Origin of the sequence: Kribbella ginsengisoli, from assembly GCF_039537185.1 — a bacterium.
Lineage (GTDB): Bacteria > Actinomycetota > Actinomycetes > Propionibacteriales > Kribbellaceae > Kribbella > Kribbella koreensis.
This window is the reverse complement of record NZ_BAABAA010000006.1, coordinates 139,437-154,445: the sequence shown is the minus strand read 5'-3', so window position 1 is coordinate 154,445 and position 15,009 is coordinate 139,437. Positions and strand designations below refer to the sequence as shown.

The 15,009-nt window shown below is 68.1% G+C and carries 16 protein-coding genes; 10 read left to right on the top strand and 6 right to left on the bottom strand.

The window, feature by feature from the left end:
- Positions 1-60 precede the first annotated feature (60 nt).
- Entirely contained in the window at positions 61-1,011 is a 951-nt protein-coding gene (locus ABD768_RS21685) for a DUF6528 family protein (protein ID WP_344843310.1), read from the top strand.
- Here the strand turns inward: ABD768_RS21685 and ABD768_RS21680 are convergent.
- Complete coding sequence (locus ABD768_RS21680) at positions 1,002-3,140, bottom strand: MMPL family transporter (protein ID WP_344843307.1); 2,139 nt, start codon at positions 3,138-3,140, stop codon at positions 1,002-1,004. The genes ABD768_RS21685 and ABD768_RS21680 overlap by 10 nt on opposite strands.
- Positions 3,141-3,210: 70 nt before the next feature.
- Between ABD768_RS21680 and ABD768_RS21675 the strand changes: the two genes are divergently transcribed.
- Entirely contained in the window at positions 3,211-3,549 is a 339-nt protein-coding gene (locus ABD768_RS21675; RefSeq protein WP_343967985.1) for a PadR family transcriptional regulator, read from the top strand.
- Here ABD768_RS21675 and ABD768_RS21670 read toward each other — a convergent pair.
- The 4 genes from ABD768_RS21670 to ABD768_RS21655 are packed head-to-tail and all read right to left on the bottom strand — an operon-like array spanning position 3,535 to position 5,457.
- Complete coding sequence (locus tag ABD768_RS21670) at positions 3,535-4,200, bottom strand: permease prefix domain 1-containing protein (protein WP_344843304.1); 666 nt, start codon at positions 4,198-4,200, stop codon at positions 3,535-3,537. The two genes, ABD768_RS21675 and ABD768_RS21670, sit on opposite strands and share 15 nt — an antisense overlap.
- Positions 4,201-4,230: 30 nt before the next feature.
- Positions 4,231-4,611 (bottom strand): DUF2784 domain-containing protein, encoded by a 381-nt coding sequence (locus ABD768_RS21665; RefSeq protein WP_343967981.1) that lies wholly within the window; start codon positions 4,609-4,611, stop codon positions 4,231-4,233.
- Positions 4,608-5,264: a GNAT family N-acetyltransferase gene (locus tag ABD768_RS21660; protein ID WP_344843301.1), complete on the bottom strand. Its 657-nt coding sequence runs from the start codon at positions 5,262-5,264 to the stop codon at positions 4,608-4,610. The genes ABD768_RS21665 and ABD768_RS21660 overlap by 4 nt, the downstream gene beginning before the upstream one ends.
- A 16-nt stretch (positions 5,265-5,280) precedes the next feature.
- Positions 5,281-5,457, bottom strand: coding sequence for a hypothetical protein (locus ABD768_RS21655; RefSeq protein WP_328331468.1), 177 nt, complete (start codon positions 5,455-5,457; stop codon positions 5,281-5,283).
- Positions 5,458-5,672: 215 nt separating this feature from the next.
- Here ABD768_RS21655 and ABD768_RS21650 point away from each other — a divergent pair, with 215 nt between their 5' ends.
- The 8 genes from ABD768_RS21650 (at position 5,673) to ABD768_RS21615 (ending at position 12,359) form a co-directional block, all read left to right on the top strand.
- A complete protein-coding gene (locus ABD768_RS21650; RefSeq protein WP_343967976.1) occupies positions 5,673-6,983 on the top strand; it encodes an aminotransferase-like domain-containing protein in 1,311 nt (436 codons plus the stop codon).
- A gap of 107 nt (positions 6,984-7,090) precedes the next feature.
- Positions 7,091-8,038 (top strand): D-alanine--D-alanine ligase family protein, encoded by a 948-nt coding sequence (locus ABD768_RS21645; RefSeq protein WP_344843298.1) that lies wholly within the window; start codon positions 7,091-7,093, stop codon positions 8,036-8,038.
- A gap of 88 nt (positions 8,039-8,126) precedes the next feature.
- Positions 8,127-8,969 (top strand): SURF1 family protein, encoded by an 843-nt coding sequence (locus tag ABD768_RS21640; protein ID WP_344843296.1) that lies wholly within the window; start codon positions 8,127-8,129, stop codon positions 8,967-8,969.
- The gene (locus tag ABD768_RS21635) at positions 8,966-9,307 is read left to right on the top strand and encodes a DUF3817 domain-containing protein (RefSeq protein WP_344843293.1); all 342 of its coding nucleotides are present in this window, start codon (positions 8,966-8,968) and stop codon (positions 9,305-9,307) included. The genes ABD768_RS21640 and ABD768_RS21635 overlap by 4 nt, the downstream gene beginning before the upstream one ends.
- Positions 9,308-9,409: 102 nt before the next feature.
- Positions 9,410-10,183 carry a class I SAM-dependent methyltransferase gene (locus ABD768_RS21630; RefSeq protein WP_344843290.1) on the top strand — a complete coding sequence of 258 codons (774 nt, stop codon included), beginning with the start codon at positions 9,410-9,412 and terminating at the stop codon, positions 10,181-10,183.
- Between the two features lie 102 nt (positions 10,184-10,285).
- Complete coding sequence (locus ABD768_RS21625; RefSeq protein WP_344843288.1) at positions 10,286-10,768, top strand: nuclear transport factor 2 family protein; 483 nt, start codon at positions 10,286-10,288, stop codon at positions 10,766-10,768.
- Between the two features lie 90 nt (positions 10,769-10,858).
- Positions 10,859-11,413 carry a DEAD/DEAH box helicase family protein gene (locus ABD768_RS21620; protein WP_344843285.1) on the top strand — a complete coding sequence of 185 codons (555 nt, stop codon included), beginning with the start codon at positions 10,859-10,861 and terminating at the stop codon, positions 11,411-11,413.
- 124 nt (positions 11,414-11,537) lie between these two features.
- The gene (locus ABD768_RS21615; RefSeq protein ID WP_343967963.1) at positions 11,538-12,359 is read left to right on the top strand and encodes an SCO6745 family protein; all 822 of its coding nucleotides are present in this window, start codon (positions 11,538-11,540) and stop codon (positions 12,357-12,359) included.
- Positions 12,360-13,776: 1,417 nt separating this feature from the next.
- On the opposite strand, the gene ABD768_RS21610 is transcribed toward ABD768_RS21615, so the two are convergent.
- Positions 13,777-14,751, bottom strand: coding sequence for a ParB/RepB/Spo0J family partition protein (locus ABD768_RS21610; RefSeq protein ID WP_343967960.1), 975 nt, complete (start codon positions 14,749-14,751; stop codon positions 13,777-13,779).
- Positions 14,752-15,009: the final 258 nt, after the last annotated feature.

The following is a 15,009-nucleotide window of genomic DNA, read 5'->3' as shown; positions in this document are numbered from 1 at the left end:
AGTTTCTGACGTCTCCACTACCGTTGTTGGTAGGAAACCAACCTGGGGTGGTGGAGAACTGTGGTCCGGATTCTCGGCGCGGTCGGCCTGCTGGCGGCCCTCCTGGTACCAGTTGGTCAACCGGCCCAAGCAGCTGAGGCAGGTCGTCTGGTCGCGGTGACCGACCAGCAGTCCGAGAACGGCCCGGATGCGCGGATCCGCTTGCTGGACCCTGCTGTCTACAACTGGAACACCGCCGCGGCTCTGAAGTGGTCCTGGTCGCCGACCACCGCCAACGGCTTCAGCGGCCTCACCTCCGCCTGGGGACTCCCGTCCGACGTGAAACTGCGGATGGACCGCGCCGGCGCCTACGTGGCCGTGGTCTCCGACTCCCGGGGCCTCGCCGGCCTGATCACCTATCCCGGCGGCCAACGAATCTGGGCTCTCAACGTCGGCTCCGCGAACAACCCGCACAGCGTCGAGCTACTCCCCGACGGCAACGTCGCAGTGGCCGCGAGCGCCGGCGGTTTCCTCCGCGTCTACACAGCGTCGCAAGGCTCGTCTTCCAGCAAGTACGCCTCGTACCCGCTGCCGGACGCGCACGGCGTGACCTGGGATCCGACTCAGCAGGTCCTCTGGGTGCTCGGCGGCAATCGTCTGGCGGCGTTGAAGATCAAGGGCACCGCCGCGGCGCCGGTACTGGAGGAATCGAAGGTGGTGACGCTGCCGACCGGCGGTGGCCACGACCTGACGCCGGTACTGGAGAACCACGACCTGCTCTGGGTCTCGACCGGCTCGAAGGTCTACCAGGTCAGCAAGTCGTCCGGTGCGATCGTGTCCACCGAGAACGTCGGCGGTATCAAGAGTGCGAACAGCATGCCCAATGCCCAGCAGGTCCGCACCACACCGAAGGCCGGGTGCTACACGTCCTGGTGCACGGACACGGTGCAGTTCGCAGTACCGGCGGCGACGCGGACCTTGGCCGGCGCACAGATCTACAAGGCCCGCGTCTGGAGCTCCCGCTACGAGTGAACGAGCTGCTCGGCCGGTACTGCGTCCGCCTCCTCCGCGCGCTCGAGCGCTATCACCGGAAGCAGCCGGTCCAACCAGCGAGGCAGCCACCACGCGCGAGCGCCCATCAGGCGTAGTACCGCCGGAACGATGACGCACCGGATCAGCAACGCGTCGAGCAGGACGGCCACCGCGAGCCCGAGGCCGAACTGGTTCAGCATCCGATCCGGGCTGAGCAGGAAGGCGCCGAAGACGACGATCATGATCGCCGCTGCCGCCGTGATCACGCTGCCGGTGTTGGCGAGACCCTCACGGACCGCCTCCCGGGCATCACCGCTCCGCCGCCACTCCTCGTGGATGCGGGAGATCAGGAACACCTCGTAGTCCATCGACAGGCCGAACACGATCGCGAAGATCATCACCGGCACGAACGCCTCGATCGGCCCTTGCTGCGCGCCGAACCAGCCGTGCTGGAAGACCAGCGTGATGACGCCCAGTGAAGCGCCGATGCTGAGCAGGTTGAGCACTGCCGCCTTCAACGGGATCAGCAGCGAGCGGAAGACCGCCATCAGCAGCAGCGCGGACAGACCGACCACGACCAGGACGAAGATCGGCAGCCGCTTGCTGACCGCACTGGCGAAGTCATCCGCGGCGGCCGTCGATCCACCGATCAGGTAGGTCGCCTTGGTCTCGTTCGCGAGCGGCGGCAGCGTCTCGTCGCGCAACCGCTGGACGAGGTCACTTGTCTCCTTGTCCTGCGGTCCCGACTTGGGGAAGGCAAGCATCGTCGCGACTTTGCCATCGGCCAGGAGTTGCGGAGCGGTGACACCGGCGATGCCCGGATCCTTTGCCAGCAAGGCGTTGAGGTCCTTGGCCGCCTTCGGGGTGCCCTCGGACATCACGATCAGCGGACCGTTGAAGCCGGGGCCGAAGCCGCTCGCCAGCAGGTCGTACGCCTTGCGGCTGGTCTTGGCCGGAGCGTCCGTACTCGCGTCAGCGAACCCGAGTCGCAGGTCGAGGGCCGGCAAGCAGAGCGCGACGAGCGCCACCGTCCCGAGCACGAGCGGCACCCACGGTCCGCGCTGGACTGTCGTCGCCAGTTTGCGCCAGCCGTCGCCCTGGTGGCGGCGCGACTTGGCCGCGTGCTTGCGGATGCTGCGTTCGATCCGCTTGCCGAACAAGGTGAGCAACGCCGGCAGCAGACTGACGGCGGCGAGCATCGTCATCAACACGGTGACCGTGACGCCGAGCGCGAGGCCTTGCAGTGACCCGAGTCCGAGCGCCAGCAGGCCGAGGAGGGCGATCACCACAGTGCAGCCGGCGAAGATCACCGAGCGGCCGGCGGTGTCGAGGGCGATCCGGGCGGCCTTCGCCCGGTCGGCGCCCTTGAGCAGCTCACCGCGGTACCGGGAGAAGATCAGCAGCGCATAGTCGATGCCGACGCCGAACCCGACCAGCATCATCACCGGAGCCGTGTAGCTGGGGATGGTGAAGACGTGCGAGGCGATCACGAGCAGACCGAGCGTGCCGCCGACCGCGAAGACGGCGGTCAGGAGCGGGAGACTCGCGGCGAGCAGTGAGCCGAAGAGGAAGACGAGAATCACCAGCGCAGCAAGGATTCCGGCGCCTTCGGAGGCTCCGCCCGCACTCTCCTCGGCGCTGCGGACCAGGTCACCACCGAGCTCGACCTGCAGCCCGTCGGTCGCGATCCCCTGCGCCTTGTGGATGATCGCCCGTACGTCCGCGGCGGGCATGTCCGCCGCGGCGACGTCGAGGTCGACCGTCGCGTACGCCGTCTTGCCGTCGGCCGACAGGGAGCCCTTCGCCGTGAAGGGATCGGCGACGGCCGCGACGTGCGGCAACTCGCCGACCTCGGCCAGCATCCCGGCGATCCGGGTCTTGGCCGACGAGGCAGCCAAGCCGTTCTCGTCGTACAGGACGATCTGGACCGAGTCGGTCGCGCCCTGTGGCTGGTGCTCGCGGAAGATGTCGATCACCCGTTGCGAGTCCGTCCCCGGCAGCGAGTTCGTGTTCTTGTAGGCGCTCCCGATCAGCGTCGCTCCCGCGGTCACCACGATCAACGCGACCAGCCACAGCGTCACGGCCAGCCCCGCCCGCCGCATCGCCCACCCCGCTACCCGGTGCACCATCGTTTCTCCCTACATGTAGCGCGTCTACTTATACACACGACGGTAGCACCTGTATGAGTAGACTGACTACATGAAGGCGGATGCGCTCCGAGGGCACCTGGACCCGATGATCCTGGCGGTGGTCGAGTCAGAACCGCTGCACGGCTACGCGATCATGGAAGCGCTGCTGGAGCGCAGCGGCGGCGAGCTGGACCTGCCGACCGGCACGCTCTACCCGGCGCTGCGGCGACTCGAGCGAGCCGGCTACCTGGCCAGCGAGTGGAGCACTGTGGGCGGCCGCAAGCGGCGGACGTACCAGCTCACGTCAGCCGGTCAGAAGATGCTCGCCACCGGCAAGACCGAGTGGGAGACGTTCCGCGCCGTCGTCGAGGGCGTACTCCGGCCCAAGGGCGCGTCAGGCCAGGCGTAGACAGCGGTGGGCCGCACGGCTCACCAGCAGCAGCGGCCCGACCACGAACACGAAGACGACCAGCAGTCCGGTCGCGTCGGTCTCGTTGACGATCGCGCTGGCCGTGCTGAGCAGCAGCGCGACGATGCTCACCGCGGCACAACTCGACAGCGCGAATCGGGCCGTCACCCTGGTCACGCGCTCACGGACCGCCGGGTAGCGCAGCCCGATGCCGGTGGCGATCAGCGCGAGCATGCCGCCCGCGATCGACAGTCCGCCGGCCAGCATCACCAACTGGTTGAGGAAGAGGACGACCGGGGCGTCAGAGTCAGGGTGCTGGTTCCAGACCCAGAGACCCTCCTGCCAGACGATCGGCTGGGCGATCATGACGAGCAGGAGCAGTACCGCCGTACGCCGCCCTTGCGCGATCCCCAGTTCGGACCGGTACCCCGGTACGACCTCGGCCAGGTCGCCGAAGTCTTCGACAGCTCGCTCAGCAGCCTCCGCTGGGCTCAGCCCGTCGGCTTCGTAGGCCTCGGTGGCGTCGACCAGGCTGTCCCGCGCCTCCGCCATCAGGTCGGCCTTACGCCGGCGCGGTCCACTCAGCGCGCGGCTCAGACCGGTCAGGTACGTCTCGACCGGGTCCTGGACGACGGTTCCGTGACTGGACACAGCTACCAGTATGGGGACGAGCGGACCGGATCACGTCCGGGTCTCCACTGAGCGAGCCCTGGTTCGCCGGCTGACGAAGTACAGGCCGAGGTAGGAGATGACCAGCAGCGCGAAGCCGACCTTCTCCGCGACCCAGGTGTAGCCGGCCGGGTAGACGGTGCCGTCGATGTAGTGCTGGATGAAGCCGCCGGCGTACGGCTGCTCGCCACCCTCGCGGCGCCAGTGCTTCTCCAGCGCCGTGATCGGGCAGCCGAAGTCGAGGATCACGATCGCCAGGTTCCAGGCGCCGACGAACAGATGCGCCCAGATCACCCGCCGCCACTTCCACGCCAGGAAGCCGCCGATCAGGAAGAACACCAGCAGGGCACCGTGCACGATCGCGACCAGATCGGCGAGCACCCGGTAGATCATGACGACGGTTTGCGGGTCAGGGTGTCGCGCACGGCCGCCGGCGCGGGCCGGGCGGGCTCGGGCCGGATCGCGCCCATCAGGCGCTCGACCGCGGCCTCCATCTCGCTGCGCCAGGTGATGACGGAGCGGAGATCGAGCCGGAGTCGCGGATTGCGCGGATGCTCGCGTACTACGCCGAACCCGACTGCCTGGAGGAAGTCGGTCGGCCAGACGCAGGCCGGTCCGTGCCACTGGGAGTCGCCGAAGGCCTCGACCGCCCGGAAGCCGCGCTTGAGCACATCCTTGGCGACGGCCTGGATGAGGACCTTGCCGAGTCCCATGCCCAGGTACCGAGGCAGGATGCGCCCTGTTGCCAGTACGACGGCGTCGGGGCTCGGTGGAGCGGTGGGGAAGGCCTGGATCCGGGGCAGGTACGCCGCGGGGGCGTAGAGGGCGAACCCGGCGGGTGCGTCGTCGACGTACAGGACGACTCCGGCCGTACCCCAGTCCAGCAGCAACTGGGAGAGCCAGGCTTCCTTCTCGAGATGGGTGTCACCGGTGCGGCTCGCCTGGCGCGCTGCGACCGGATCGAGCTCCCAGAAAACACAGGAACGGCATGGCACCGGCAGCTCGTCGAGGTTGGCGAGCGTGAGCGGTTCCAGCCGTCGTGCCATCAGCGCATCCGGTCGGTCACCGGGCAGCCGGCGCCGGGGTCCTGGCGTCGGGGGTCTCCGCCGCCTCCGGAGCGACGTACCGCTGTTGCACCTTGGCCGCCGGCTGCCGTCTGAACAGCTCGCCCGCGAACCCGGCGAGGACGCCGAACAGTAGTCCGCCGAGCGCCAGTCCGATCGCCTTGCCCATGCTCATCCGATCCCGCCTTCCGCACCACTCCAGGTCGTGCTCCAGGGCCAGTGGTCATCTCAGCCACCAGTCGGCACCATGGTCGAACCTGCCCCTATAAGGCATGGTAGTGAGAGGTAGCGCCGATCGGCAGTCCGGGCACGCGAACACGCTCGGCTACTTCGGCGTAGCCTGGTGCCTTCCCCGGCATGCCCCTCGTCGCCTGTTCTTGGAGCCGCTCCGTGAGTGCTGACCTGCCTGATGTCCGGCAGACCCGTCTCGACAACTACGTCGACCGGTACGCAGCACGGACCAAGGGTATGACCGCATCGGAGATCCGGGCGCTGTTCTCGGTCGCGAGCCGCCCGGAGGTGGTCTCGCTGGCGGGCGGAATGCCCAATATCGCAGGGCTTCCGCTCGATGTGGTCGGTGGCGCGGTCCGCGATCTGGTGGTCGACAACGGCGCGGTCGCGATGCAGTACGGCTCCGGCCAGGGCGACCCGACGCTGCGCGACCAGATCTGCGACGTGATGCGGCTGGAGGGTATCGACGCGCATCCGGACGACATCGTCGTCACTGTGGGTAGCCAGCAGGCGGTCGATCTGGTCACCCGCGTGTTCTGTGATCCTGGCGACGTGGTGATCTGCGAGGCCCCGTCGTACGTCGGTGCGCTCGGTGTTTTCCGGGCGTACCAGTGTGAGGTCGTTCACGTTGCGATGGACGACGACGGTGTGGTGCCGGAGGCGCTGGAGCAGGCGATCGCCGCGGTCCGGGCGGCCGGCAAGAAGATCAAGTTCTTCTACACGATCCCGAACTTCCACAACCCGGCCGGCATCTCGCTGTCCGACGAGCGCCGCCGGCGGGTGCTGGAGATCTGTCAGCGGGCCGATCTGCTGATCCTCGAGGACAACCCGTACGGGCTGCTCGGGTTCGACGGTGAGCCGCAGCGCGCGTTGCGGGCCGACGATCGCGAAGGGGTCATCTATCTCGGCTCCTTCTCCAAGACCTTCGCCCCGGGCTTCCGGGTCGGCTGGGCGGTGGCGCCGCATGCGGTGCGGGAGAAACTCGTGCTGGCGCAGGAGTCCGCGACGCTGTGCCCACCGATCTTCAGTCAGCTGGCGATCTCGTCGTACCTGATGCGGCACGACTGGCTCGGCCAGGTGAAGCAGTTCCGGGAGATGTACCGCGAGCGCCGGGACGCGATGCTCGCGGCGCTGGCCGACAAGATGCCTGCGGCAACGACCTGGACCCGGCCTGGTGGTGGGTTCTATGTCTGGCTGACCCTGCCGGACGGGCTCGACTCGAAGGCGATGCTGCCGCGCGCGGTCACCGCCCGGGTCGCGTACGTCCCCGGCACCGCCTTCTTCGCCGACGGTTTCGGCTCCCAGTGCATGCGGCTGTCCTACTGTCATCCGACGCCTGAGCGGATCACCGAAGGGGTCGCCCGGCTCGCCGCGGTGATCAACGAGGAGCTCGAGCTGCGGCAGACGTTCGGTCCGCTGAAGCCCGGCGCGGGCCGGGACTACGACGCGCCAGGGCCAGAGCTTAGTTAAGGATTTGCCGGGCACCGGTCTGACCGGCCCGGTGGTGGCGGTACCGTTCAAATGGGCCTCGGGACCGGCGCCCGCCGGAGTCGCCCACTAGCGATCGGGAAGTTTCTATGAGTGATCTGGGTCGAGTGCTGGTACTGGCCGGCGGACTGTCGCACGAACGGGATGTCTCGCTGCGCTCCGGCCGGCGCGTCGCCGACGCTCTGCGCAGCGTCGGGGTCGAGGTCGAGCAACGCGACGTCGACGCGAGCCTGGTCGAACGACTGCGCAACGACCCGCCTGACGCGGTCTTCCCGGTCCTGCATGGCGTCACAGGCGAGGACGGCGCGCTCCGCCAGGTGCTCGACCTGTATCGGGTGCCTTACGTGGGTGCCGATGCGGAGGCTTGCCGGACCGCCTTCGACAAACCGGTTGCCGCGACGATGGTGACCTCGGCCGGGCTGCACACGCCGCCTTCCGTCGTACTGGGTCATGACACTTTCCGCGAGCTGGGCGCCGCCGCGCTGATGGAGGCGGTGATCGGTCAGATCGGGCTGCCGCTGGTGGTGAAGCCGGCTCGGGGTGGATCGGCGCTCGGGGCTTCGATCGTGCGGGCGGCCGATGAGCTGCCTTCGGCGATGGTGAATTGCTATGCGTACGGGCCGGTCGCGTTGATCGAGCGGTACGTCGATGGCGTCGAGGTGGCTGTCACCGTGGTGGACACGGGTGATGGCCCGCGCGCGTTGCCGGCTGTTGAGATCCGGCCTGACTCCGGGTTCTACGACTACGAGGCTCGGTATACGGCGGGGGCTACGCAGTTCGTCGTACCGGCCCGGCTCGAGGCCTCGGTTGCGCAGGCTTGTGCTGCGGCGGCCGTGACTGCCCACACTGCTTTGGGATTGCGGGATCTGTCGCGCTCGGACCTCGTCGTCGACGCTGACGGGGTGCCGTGGTTCCTCGAGGTGAACGTGGCGCCGGGGATGACCGAGACGTCGTTGGTGCCTTTGGCCGCGGAGGCAGCCGGTATCGAGCTCGGGGTGCTGTGTCGCGATCTGCTGGCCGCGGCCGCTGCTCGTTGAGTCACTGATGTCTGTCGCGCCTCCTACCTCGCCTGTGGCCTCGTCGCTGGCGCGACCCTTGTGGAGAACGGTCTTCACGCCGCGTTGGATGGCGCTGCTGCTCCTTGCGCTCGCGATCGCCGCCACCATGTCGGTACTCGGCGTTTGGCAGCTGGACGTCTATCACTCGAAGACCGCGGCAGCGACGGCGAAGCGGGCCGAGGGTGCGCCGGTACCGCTGAACACACTCTTCTCGATCGACGAAGGACTGACCTCGAAGGCCGTCGGGCGGAAGGTGACCGTCACTGGGACCTGGGGACCGGCCGCTGACCAGCTATACATCTCAGACCGCCGGCTGGGTGACAAGAACGGCTTCTGGGTGGTCTCGCCCGTCATGCTGGATTCGACCGGGAGTGCCGACGCCTCGACCGGTGCCGTGATGGTCGTCCGTGGCTGGGTACCGACTGTCGCGGACCCTGCGGTGAAGCCACTGACCGGCCGGGTCGAGCTGACCGGCGCCGTTGCCCAGTCCGAGGCCCAGGACGCATCCGGCGACGCAGCCAAAGGCCGCACTCTTCAGTCCCTGCGGATCCCGACCATCGTGGACCTGGTCGACTACCGCATCTACGACGCCTTCGTCGTGCTCTCCTCGATCGACAAGCCCGCTGCTTCCTCGGCTGCTCTGTCTCCCGCGATCGTCCCCGCTCCATCCCCGCCGACCGACCACGCCGGTCTCCGCAACGTCGCTTACGCCTTCCAGTGGTGGATCTTCGCCGCCTTCACCCTGTGGATGTGGGGCCGCATGGTCCTCGACGCCCACCGCTCCGACGACAGCGACGCGGCTGGGTCGGACGACGCTGACGAGCGCGACCCGGACGACGACCGGCCTCGCTCGGGCGAGTCGGACCAGGCCGATGGCCGGCTGGAGTCAAGCGGTACCGTTTCAGCGTGACCTCCCCCGCAGACCCCGCCACGTCCGCCCTGTCCCCAGCAGTGAAGGGCGCACTCACCCGGTACCGCGTGATCGCCTACGTCGTCGGCGTCATGCTGCTCGTTCTGGTGTTCGTCGCGATGCCGCTCAAGTACCTCGGCGACAACCCCTCGGCGATGAACGTGGTCGGCCCGCTACACGGCTTCCTCTACGTCGTCTACCTGCTCGGCGCCTTCGACCTCGCCCGCCGGGTCCGCTGGAGCCTCCCCCGCCTCGTCCTGGTCGCGCTCGCCGGCACCATCCCCTTCCTCTCCTTCTACGCGGAGCGCAAGGTCACCCACGAGCTCACCCGTTCCTGACCCACCGCGGGGGCGGCAGCTTCGCCTCACCCGCGGTCCCCGGCGCCAGCCTCAGCGGTAAATGCAGTGCGGCGTCTCCAGCTCTGACCTAGCTTCAGCCGCATGACCGACTCACTCGAGCAAGTCACCGAAGCCAACCGCGCCAGCTGGAACCAGATCGCCCCCGTCCGCCAAGGCCAACCCGCCGAGTTCTTCGGAGCGGGCGGCCTGGCCCTCGAAGACTTCGAGCTGGCCCTGGCCGGCGACGTCCGCGGTAAACGCGTCCTCCAGCTCGCCTGCTCCTGCGGCGACCAGGTCCTCTCCTGGTCCGCCCTCGGCGCGACCGCCGTCGGCGTAGACATCTCTGAAGTGGCCCTCGCCATCGCTCGGCAGAAGTCCACCGACGCAGGCATCCCAGCCGATTTCCGCCGCGCCGACATGTTCGACCTGCCGGCCGACCTCGTCGATCTCGACCTCATCTACTTCAGCTGGGGCGCGATCTGCTGGGCCCCCGACCTCAGCCGTCTGGCCGACATCCTCGCCACCCGTCTCCGTCCCGGCGGCTCAGTCCTCATCGCGGACCACCACCCCCTCTGGGAAGTCCTGGCAGTCCGCGGCGACAACCACCTCGCGGTCACCGGCGACTACTTCGGCCGCACCACTCCCCGCGCCGAAACCGACGACGCCAAACTCCCCTTCGGTGCCCGCGGCACTGCCACCCCGCCACCCTTCAACGCCTTCGTCTGGCCCACCAGCGACGTGGTCATGGCCCTCCTCAACGCCGGCCTCCGCCTGGACGCCTTCACCGAACACTCCACCCCCGACGGCTACGCCGGCCTAGGACCGACCACCGCCCACCTCCCGGCCTACTACGTCATCAAAGCCACCAAACCCTGACCCCAACCGCGATGTTTCACATGAAACATTCCGGCCGATACGTCGCCAAGTAGCTATGTCGACAAATCCCGCAGCCACCCTCCCGACTAGGACCCCCCTCAGATGTCGAGCCGAGAAGCCATCAAAACCCTCATCCTCAGGTACGCCGAACTGGTAGACGCCGGCGACTTCGAAGCCCTAGGAGCCCTACTCGCCAACGCCACCTTCACCGGCACCACCTCCGTGACCGGCGCAGCAGCCATCACCCAGAACTTCACCAACACCGTCATCCGCTACCCCGACGGCACCCCCCGCACCCGCCACATAGTCACCAACTTCTTCATCGAGGTGGACGAGCCGTCCGGCACCGCCACCTCCCGCAGCACCTTCACCGCCTACCAAGCCCTCCCCGACTTCCCCCTCCAACCCATAGCCGTCGGCCACTACGACGACACCTTCACCAGAACCACCACCTGGCACTTCACCACCCGCCAGGTAACCATCGACCTCCCCGGCACCCTCACCCACCACATCAAGTCCGGGCCCACCCACCAGTCCTCCGCCAGCTCCTCCACACCCGCGAATGGCTCACAGGCCTCCCGATGACCAACTCTCAAAGCCGCCGCGCAGTCCCAGCAGACGCACCAGCAGTGGCGAAACTCCTAGTTCCCGCTCCCCCCGGCCCTGTGACAGCCGATGCCTAGGACCGTCTTCCTTTCCGGGCCTGCCGGCTCCGGGAAGACGACCGTCCTCCGACTGAGCTACGCGGAGAAGGTCGCGACGTGGGGTCGCACCGCTGCGGTCGACACCGACCAACTGTTCCTCATGGTCGATCCCCAGTGGGACCTGCCGTATGACGACGCACGTACCGCACTGGTCCTGCGCCAGTGCGTCCAGCTCGCCGAGTCGTTCTTCGCGGCCGACTACGAGAACGTGCTCATCGCAGGCAACAGCATCCACGACGCCATCGACCTGAACGCGGTCATCCCGGACCTGCTGCGCCTCGGCCAGGTCTTCCACTGCTCCCTGACGCCCACCACGGAAGCGGTGCTCCGCCGAACAGCCAACGATCCAGACCGCTCACCGGCCCATCTACTGGACGACCACCGCAATCTGCGGACCAAACGGTCCCCTTGGTCGGCTCCCGTCGACAACTCAGTCCTCACTCCGCTGGAAACTCTCCAGGAGGTCGCACATCTGGTCGCATCCGGCGAGGGCCAGATCCATGGCCTGCTGCCAACCCCTCGCTGACGTTCCACGTGAAACGGCGGCGCTTCGGTGGGGAGATTCGGGCACTTTGTCGAAAGGGCGTGAGGTGGTTCGTAGAGAGGGTGAGGGACCGGCAGCGGGCCGGTTCGGGATGAGGAGAACTGCGATGGCGAGCGTGGCGCAGCAGCTGAAGGACTTGTTCGTTCCGATTCACGAGGTCGCCTATATGGCGGACGAGCCGAACGAGGAGCTGCAGGCGCTGGGCTACGAGGGCTACTGGCCGCTGTACTTCGCCTCGCGGTCGGCGCCGCTCGGCCGGGTGCCTGCTGAGGTGGTGGACGCGCTGTTCTACAACTTCGCTCCGGGCGAGGTCGCCGCCTGCATCCCCGCCGTCTGGGACGTCGCAACACCGGAGGCCGTACTCGCCGCCCGCCAGCGCGGCTGCGTCGCCGCACTCCGCAACATCCTGGGCGAGCTGGCCCACAGCCCGGTGGTCGCCCGGGCAGCCGAACTCTTCCTGAAGGCGGCGGTGAGCGTTCCCGTCGAGGGCAGGATGCTCTTCGCCGGCCTCCGTTCCCTCCCCGTACCCGAGGAGCCGCTCGCTCGTCTCTGGCACGCAGCCACGCTCCTTCGTGAACACCGCGGCGACGGCCACCTGGCCGCGTTGATCGCCAACGGCATCAACGGACAGGAGTCGCACGTACTCCTGGCCCTCTTCTGGGACATGAAGCCCCGCGACTTCGGCCGCCTCGATCCCCTCAGCGACGCGCAACTGGAAGAAGTCATCGACGGCCTACGCCAGCGCGGCCTGGTCGACAACGACGGCTGGTTCACCCCAGCCGGCCGAAAGCTCAGGACCGACATCGAAGACCTCACCGACGAACTAGCCGCCCCGGCGTACACCTGCCTCTCAGCCCAAGAAATAGCAGAACTCACCACCGGCCTCGCTCCCCTAGTCGAAAAGATCAAAGCCGCCAGCCCGTTCTGACCAGCCACCCCACTCCCCGTCGCCCCACCCAAGCGTCGCCCCCACCCCCGCACCCACCCAAGCACCGACCCGCGCCGCCCCACATATCGAAGCTCCGGCCCGCGCTGTCCCACCCAACGAAGCGCTGATCCGCGCCAACGCCCCAAACGGAGCGGGTCCTGTGCCGTCGCACCCAATGGAGCGCCGGCCCACGCAGCGAAGCGCTGGTCGGCGTCGACGCCCCAGACGGTCCGGGTCCTGTGCCGTCGCACCCAACAGAGCGCCGGCCTGTACCGTCGCACCCGCGGAGCGCTATCCGTGTCGACGCCCCAACCGGAGCGCCGGCCCGCGCCGTCCCACCTACTGAGGCGCTGGCCTCCGTCGACGTACCTCACCGCGCGCTGGCGTGGGTCGTTGCACTACCTGCCTCGCCGACCCTGCTGAGGCGCCGTGGCCGCTACCGCGCCGATCGTCTCCGCCGTCACCCTTGAGAGAGCCGCGCGACTAGCGGCAACCAGAGCCCCGCCAGTCGCGGGCACAGACGCCCGAGCTAGCTGCGACCAGAGGCCTAGCTCGTGATGTTAGTGCGCCACTCATCAAGCAGGCCGTTCGTGCAGGCGGCAACCTCAGCGAGGAGGAAGTGGCGCGGCAACAATCTCAAGCAGTTCCGGCAGCGTGGCAGCCCGAGCTCATCGGGCGGGTTCCAATGGAGCGGTACACAGGTCGACGGCGACACAGAAGTTCACAGGCCGCCGGACCCGCGATCGTCGGGAACCGACGGTGTCAACACCGTCAAGCAAACCGTCCCGTAGGACGCCGTGTGGCATTGACGGGACCGCACATGGCGTTGGGTTGTCGAGCGCGGCGGGGCCCGCACCGAGGTAGCGGCCGGTCAGACGGCGGTCCATCCGAAGCCCAGACCCGACTGAAGCCGTGCCCAACCACGGCTGTACCAGATCGAAGCCGGGCCTGATCGACGCCGGGCCTGATCGAAGCCCGTTCTCGAGGCGGCGGGTCTGACCGAAGCCCGAACCCGATTGAAGCCGTGCCCTCCGCGGCCGTGCCAGATTGAAGCCTGGCCCTGATCGAAGCCGGGACCCGACCGAAGCCTGGCCCTGATCGAAGCCGGGACCCGACCGAAGCCGGACCGAGGGAAGCGCGGACCTGACGGGAGCCCGGGGCCGATTGAAGCCGGGCCCGGTTTAGGCCGGTCTCGATCGTGGCGGCGGGTCTGACCGAGGCGGGAGCCGGGCTGACGTTGGGGCCGCACCGGCGTGGGGGCCGCTGGCAAGGGTTGGGATCGGCGGGAAGAGGGCGCCCAGTTGGGGGGTTGATCGTCCCGGCGCCCGGCCAGACTGGGTGAATGGCGTCGGGTTGTGGTCGGGCGGGGGCGGATCCTCGGCGAGGCGCGGTTCTTCGGACTCGGGGAGTTCTGTGGTTAGGACTCGGGGGAATCTGTTGGGTCGGTGGAAGTCTTGTTCGGGTCCATCAGGGTGACGATTCGTTCCAGGTCGTCGATGGTGGCGAACTCGACGGTGATGCGGCCCTTGGTCTTGCCCAGGTCTACCTTGACTCGGGTTTCGAACCGGTCGGAGAGACGGTCGGCCAAGTCGACCAGGCGCGGGGCTACCGGCTTGTTGCGGCGGCGGGCGGGGGTCGGGTCGTCGGCGGACATGTCGCCCATCGCGACGATCTCTTCGACGGTACGGACCGACATGCCTTCGGCGACGATTCGCTGGGCTAGGCGTTCGATGGCGTCGCCGCTGGGCAGGCCTAGGAGTGCACGCGCGTGGCCGGCCGAGAGGACACCGGCGGCTACTCGGCGCTGGACCGATGCCGGGAGCTTCAGCAGGCGCAGGGTGTTGGAGATCTGCGGGCGGGAGCGGCCGATCCGGCTGGCCAGGACCTCCTGGGTGCAGTCGAAGTCGTCGAGCATCTGCTGGTAGGCCGCGGCTTCTTCCAGCGGGTTCAGCTGGCTGCGGTGCAGGTTCTCCAGCAGCGCGTCACGGAGCATGACGTCGTCTGAGGTGTCCCGGACGATCGCCGGGATCGTGGTGAGGCCGGCCAGCTGGGTCGCGCGCCAGCGGCGTTCACCCATCACCAGCTCGTACGTCGTATCGGTCAGCCGCCGGACGACGATCGGCTGCAGCAGGCCGATCTCCTTGACCGAGTGCACCAGCTCCGCCATCGCGTCCTCGTCGAAGACACTGCGGGGCTGCTTCGGGTTCGGGGTGATCTTCTCGACGTCGATCTCGGCGAACTCCGCACCGGGGACGGCAGCGAGCTCGGGGCCGGCCTGGACCGGCGGTGCCCCCGGAATCGAGCTGGACTTGCTGCCCAGGCTGTTGGTTGTGCCGGGAGCAGGCGTGCTGGGAATCAGCGCACCGAGTCCGCGTCCGAGTCGGGTGTTCATCGCTGCTCCCTCGAGTTCAAGTGCTTCGGATCGATCAAGTGTCGTCGACAGCAACTGCGCCACGGTAGCTGGTCTCAGGTGACGGCCGCAGAGCCGGTCCCCCTCCTGTGGAGAACTCCGTCACCAGGAACCCGTTTCACGTGGAACACCAGCTCCCTCGATGGCCGGGTTTCACGTGGAACCTCAGTCGAGCCGTGGTTCGGTTTCACATGGAACACCCACTGGATCACCAGTCCGGTTTCACGTGAAACGCCTAGT

Coding starts and splice junctions, on each gene's coding strand:
- ABD768_RS21630 (WP_344843290.1), top strand. CDS start 9,410: ATGACCGACTCACTCGAGCAAGTCACCGAAGCCAACCGCGCCAGCTGG.
- ABD768_RS21660 (WP_344843301.1), bottom strand. CDS start 5,264: ATGGCACGACGGCTGGAACCGCTCACGCTCGCCAACCTCGACGAGCTG.
- ABD768_RS21640 (WP_344843296.1), top strand. CDS start 8,127: ATGGCGCTGCTGCTCCTTGCGCTCGCGATCGCCGCCACCATGTCGGTA.
- ABD768_RS21665 (WP_343967981.1), bottom strand. CDS start 4,611: ATGATCTACCGGGTGCTCGCCGATCTGGTCGCGATCGTGCACGGTGCC.
- ABD768_RS21625 (WP_344843288.1), top strand. CDS start 10,286: ATGTCGAGCCGAGAAGCCATCAAAACCCTCATCCTCAGGTACGCCGAA.
- ABD768_RS21655 (WP_328331468.1), bottom strand. CDS start 5,457: ATGAGCATGGGCAAGGCGATCGGACTGGCGCTCGGCGGACTACTGTTC.
- ABD768_RS21680 (WP_344843307.1), bottom strand. CDS start 3,140: ATGGTGCACCGGGTAGCGGGGTGGGCGATGCGGCGGGCGGGGCTGGCC.
- ABD768_RS21620 (WP_344843285.1), top strand. CDS start 10,859: ATGCCTAGGACCGTCTTCCTTTCCGGGCCTGCCGGCTCCGGGAAGACG.
- ABD768_RS21675 (WP_343967985.1), top strand. CDS start 3,211: ATGAAGGCGGATGCGCTCCGAGGGCACCTGGACCCGATGATCCTGGCG.
- ABD768_RS21645 (WP_344843298.1), top strand. CDS start 7,091: ATGAGTGATCTGGGTCGAGTGCTGGTACTGGCCGGCGGACTGTCGCAC.
- ABD768_RS21615 (WP_343967963.1), top strand. CDS start 11,538: ATGGCGAGCGTGGCGCAGCAGCTGAAGGACTTGTTCGTTCCGATTCAC.
- ABD768_RS21610 (WP_343967960.1), bottom strand. CDS start 14,751: ATGAACACCCGACTCGGACGCGGACTCGGTGCGCTGATTCCCAGCACG.